Here is a 4,669-nt window from a genome sequence, read left to right on the forward strand (position 1 = left end):
CACCCGCTCGTCCCACCGGCCACCCCCGCCGGCCCGCTCACCACGACCGCGGGGACCACGGGGGTCGCGGGGAGCATGGCGACCACGGGGGTCGCGGGGAGCTCGGGGACCGTGCTGCCCCGGCGCTCCCCGCGGGCCGCTCGGACGTCGTGGGACCCCTGGGACACCCGGGCCTTCACCCCGGTGCAGCGGCCCGCCCAGGAGTCCTGAGGGCGGCCCGGGCCACCTGCCCGGACCCGGGCCCGGGCCGCGTGCTCAGGACCTCGGGCTCAGACCTCGCGCTGCTTGGGCGAGCTCTCCAGCGTCCTGGCCGGGTCGCGCTCGACGACGTCGCCGAGGACCTCGTCGATGCGCGCGAGCGCCTCGGCGGGGATCGTCCGCCCGGCGGCGCCGGCGTTGTCGCGCACCTGCTCCGGCCGGGAGGCGCCGATGATCGCGGTGGCCACGTTGTCGTTCTGCAGCACCCACGCCACCGCCAGCTGGGCCATCGACATCCCCAGGTCGGCGGCGACCGGCTTCAGCTCCTGCACGCGGGAGAGGACGTCGTCGCGCATCCAGCGCTCGATCATCTTCGCGCCGCCCTTGGCGTCGGTGGCGCGCGAGCCCTCCGGCGGCTTCCCGCCGGGCGCGTACTTGCCGGTGAGCACGCCCTGGGCGATGGGCGACCAGACGACCTGGGAGATCCCCAGCTCGCGGGAGGTCGGGACGACCTCGCCCTCGATGACGCGCCACAGCATCGAGTACTGCGGCTGGTTGGAGATCAGCTGGAAGCCCAGCTGCCCGGCCAGCTCGTGCCCGGCGCGCAGCTGCTCGGCCGTCCACTCGCTGACGCCCACGTAGAGGACCTTGCCCTGGCGGACGAGGTCGGCGAACGCCTGCATCGTCTCCTCCAGCGGCGTCGCGTAGTCGTAGCGGTGCGCCTGGTAGAGGTCGATGTGGTCGGTGCCCAGCCGGCGCAGCGAGCCCTCGCACGCCTCCAGGACGTGCTTGCGCGACAGGCCGGTGTCGTTGGGGCCCTTCGGCCCGATGGGGCCGAAGACCTTGGTGAGGATCTCCAGCGACTCGCGCCGCTGGCCCTTCAGGGCCGCGCCCAGGACGGTCTCGGCGGCGGTGTTGGCGTAGACGTCGGCGGTGTCGAAGGTGGTGATGCCCACCTCCAGCGCCTCCCGCACGCAGGCGAGGGCGGCGTCGTTCTCCACCTGGGAGCCGTGGGTGAGCCAGTTGCCGTAGGTGATCTCGGAGATCTTCAGGCCGGAGCGGCCGAGGTGTCGGTGTTCCACGCCCCCGATGCTTCCCCCGACCCGGCCCGCGCGCGCGTCGGGAGCCCGCTCGGCCGGTCCGCCCGCGGCGGCTCACCCGATCTGCAGCGGGTCCACCCGCACCCGCACCAGCGGCTGCTTGCGCACGCTGCGGCCCGCGACGACGTCCTTGAGCCCGGCCGCCAGCTCCGCGGAGCGCTCGCGCGGCACCCGCAGCACGGTGCGCACCGCGGGCGCCTGCCCGGGGCGCTCGGGCACCGGGGTGGGGCCGAGCACCCGCAGCCCCTCCAGCGGCGGCAGCGCCTCGACGACGGCGTCGACGTCGGCGACGGCGCCGATGAGCCCGGCGAAGCGGGCCGCGGGCGGCAGGTCCAGCTCGCGGCGCTGGCCCAGCTCGCGCTCGGCGAAGCCGGCCGGGTCCCAGCGCACCAGCGCCTGCACGGCCGCCACCTGCGGGTCGGCGACGACGACGACCGCACCGCCGGCCGCGGCCGGGCGCACGAGCGCCGCCGCCGAGGTCCAGCGGCGGAACGCCTCCTCCTGGGCGCGCAGGTCCGGGCGGGCCAGCAGCGCCCACCCGTCCAGCAGCAGCGCCGCCGCGTACCCGCCGCCCTCGCCCGGGGCCGCGCCCTCGACGACGGGTTCGGCCCCCGGGGTGCAGATGACCAGCGAGGGCAGCGCGGGGACGCGGTCCAGCACGCGGGAGCCCCCGGAGGTGCGCACGTCGACGCCGGGGAAGGCGCGGCCGAGCTCCTCGGCGGTGCGGCGCGCACCGGTGACCAGCGCCCGGAAGCGCCCGTCCCCGCAGTTCGGGCACGCCCAGTCGGTGGCGGGCCGCCCGCACCAGCGGCAGGCGGCGCGCTCGCCGGCGTCCGGCAGCGCCAGCGGGCCGTGGCAGGCGGTGCAGCGGGCCGGCTCCCGGCAGGTCTGGCACGCCAGCGTCGGCACGTACCCGGTGCGCGGGACCTGCACGAGGACGGGCCCGCGGCGCACCGCCTCGCGCAGCACCCGCCAGCCGTCGCCGGGCAGCCGGGCGGCGGCGGCCAGCGGGTCCTGCGCGTCCGGGCCGGTGGTGCCGGCGACGAGCACGCGCGGGGAGCAGGCGCGCACCACCTCGCGGCCGGCGACGACGGCGCGCGCCCAGCCGGACTCCAGCAGCAGCTGCCCCTCCGCGGTGCGCACCCGCCCGGCGAGCAGGGCGGCGGCGCCGGTCTGCTGCGCGCGCAGCACCGCGACCTCCCGCGCGTGCGGGTAGGGCGCGCGCTGCTCGGCGTGCGAGTCGTCGCCGTCGTCGAGCACGGCGAGCAGGCCGAGGTTGGGCAGCGGGGCGAACACCGCCGCGCGGGTGCCCGCGACGACGCGGGCGCGGCCGGTGAGGGCCTCGCAGAAGGCGGTGTAGCGGGCGGCGGGACCGGTCTCGGCCTCCAGGCGCACCCAGCCGCCCTCGGGCACCCGCCGCGCCAGCGCACCCGCCAGCCGGTCCAGGTCGCGGTGGTCGGGCACGACGAGCAGGGCGGTGCGCCCGGAGACCAGCGCCGCGCGGGCGGCGACGGCGAGCGCCTCGAAGGGGTCGGTGCCGGGCGCGAACGTCGCCACGGCGCGCGGGGAGGCGCCGCCGGCGACGTGCGCGAGGAAGGCCGGGCCCGCGGCGTGCCGCTCCCAGCCGGCGGTGTCGGCGGCCGGCTGCAGGCGCTCGTGCACGACGGGCTCGGCGCGCAGGACGGCCTCCTCGGCGCCCGCGTGCCGGCCGGGCACGGCCAGGCGCACCACGTCGGACAGCGTCCCGGCGTACTCCCGGGCCACCTGCCGGCACAGCTCCAGCACCTGCGGGCTGAGCACCGGCAGCCCGGAGACCACCCGGCGCAGCCGGGCCAGGCGGCCGGGGTGCTCGCTGGCGGCCAGCCGCTCCAGGACGTAGCCCTCCGCGTCGGTGCCGGCGAACGGCACGCGCACGAGCCGGCCCGGTTCGGCGGTGTGCTCCATGGACGCCGGGACGAGGTAGTCGAAGGGGCGGTCCAGGTGCGGCAGCTGCGTGGTGACGAGGACGCGGGCGACGGGGTCGGAGCCGGCCAGCCCCTCCAGCGCCTTCTTCGGCCGCGGCTTCCCGGCGGCCTTCTTCACGGCGGCCTGCGCGCCGGTCTGCGCAGCGGCCGGCTCCTCCTGCGGGGGCCGGCCGTCGTCGGGGGTGCTCAGGAACCCGTCGCGGCGCGCAGCGCGTCCACCCGGTCGGTGCGCTCCCAGGTGAAGGGGGCCAGCTCCCGGCCGAAGTGCCCGTACGCCGCGGTCGGCGCGTAGATCGGCCGCAGCAGGTCCAGGTCGCGCACGATCGCGGCCGGGCGCAGGTCGAAGACCTCGCGGATGGCGTGCTCGATGCGCGCCAGGGCCACCCGCTCGGTGCCGAAGGTCTCCACGTACAGGCCCACGGGGTGCGCCTTGCCGATGGCGTAGGCGACCTGCACCTCGCAGCGCGAGGCCAGGCCCGCGGCGACGACGTTCTTGGCGACCCAGCGCATCGCGTACGCGCCGGAGCGGTCCACCTTGGAGGGGTCCTTGCCGGAGAAGGCGCCGCCGCCGTGGCGGGCCATGCCGCCGTAGGTGTCCACGATGATCTTGCGGCCGGTCAGGCCGGCGTCGCCCATCGGACCGCCGATCTCGAAGCGGCCGGTGGGGTTGACGAGCAGCCGGATGTCGGAGGTGTCGAGGTCCAGCCCCTCCAGGACGGGCTCGATGACGTGGCGGCGCACGTCGGGGGTGAGCGTCTTGACGAGGTCGACGTCGGGCTCGTGCTGGGTGGAGAGCACGACGGTGTCCAGCGTGACGGCCTTGTCGCCGTCGTAGCCGATGGTCACCTGCGTCTTGCCGTCCGGGCGCAGGTAGGGCACCTCGCCGGTCTTGCGCACCTCGGACAGGCGCTGGGAGAGCCGGTGCGCCAGGTGGATCGGCAGCGGCATCAGCTCGGGGGTGTCGTCGCAGGCGTAGCCGAACATCAGGCCCTGGTCGCCGGCGCCCTGCAGGTCCAGCGGGTCCACCCCGCCGCCGGCCTGGCGGTTCTCCCACGCCTCGTCGACGCCCCGGGCGATGTCGGGCGACTGCGAGCCGATGCTCACCTCGACGCCGCAGGTGCGCCCGTCGAAGCCCTTGGCGGAGGAGTCGTAGCCGATGCCCAGCAGCGTCTGGCGCACGATGGTCGGGATGTCGGCGTAGGCCTCGGTCGTCACCTCGCCGGCGACGTGGACGAGCCCGGTGGTGACCATCGTCTCCACCGCGACGCGGCTGCGCGGGTCCTGCGCGAGCAGCGCGTCCAGGACGCCGTCGGAGATCTGGTCGCAGATCTTGTCGGGGTGACCTTCCGTGACCGACTCGGAGGTGAACAGGCGCAGCGGGGTGGTCACGGGGCTCCAGTCTGGGGA

At 76.8% G+C, this 4,669-nt stretch carries 4 protein-coding genes; 1 reads left to right on the forward strand and 3 read right to left on the reverse strand.

Translation table 11 applies throughout. From position 1 onward, the window contains the following. On the forward strand, positions 1 to 210 hold a 210-nt coding region (locus GTQ99_RS24470), incomplete at its 5' end, for a hypothetical protein (protein ID WP_240897823.1). A 59-nt stretch (positions 211 to 269) separates the two neighbouring features. Here the strand turns inward: GTQ99_RS24470 and GTQ99_RS20020 are convergent. From GTQ99_RS20020 to metK, 3 genes are all read right to left on the reverse strand, one after another. Next, complete coding sequence (locus GTQ99_RS20020; protein ID WP_166617467.1) at positions 270 to 1,280, reverse strand: aldo/keto reductase; 1,011 nt, start codon at positions 1,278 to 1,280, stop codon at positions 270 to 272. Positions 1,281 to 1,352: 72 nt separating this feature from the next. Further along, positions 1,353 to 3,380, reverse strand: a complete 2,028-nt coding sequence (locus tag GTQ99_RS20025) for a primosomal protein N' family DNA-binding protein (RefSeq protein ID WP_166617468.1) — start codon at positions 3,378 to 3,380, stop codon at positions 1,353 to 1,355. Positions 3,381 to 3,448: 68 nt separating this feature from the next. Further along, complete coding sequence (metK, locus tag GTQ99_RS20030) at positions 3,449 to 4,651, reverse strand: methionine adenosyltransferase (protein WP_166617469.1); 1,203 nt, start codon at positions 4,649 to 4,651, stop codon at positions 3,449 to 3,451. Between the last annotated feature and the right edge of the window lie 18 nt (positions 4,652 to 4,669).

The organism is Kineococcus vitellinus (genome assembly GCF_009906315.1).
Lineage (GTDB): Bacteria > Actinomycetota > Actinomycetes > Actinomycetales > Kineococcaceae > Kineococcus > Kineococcus vitellinus.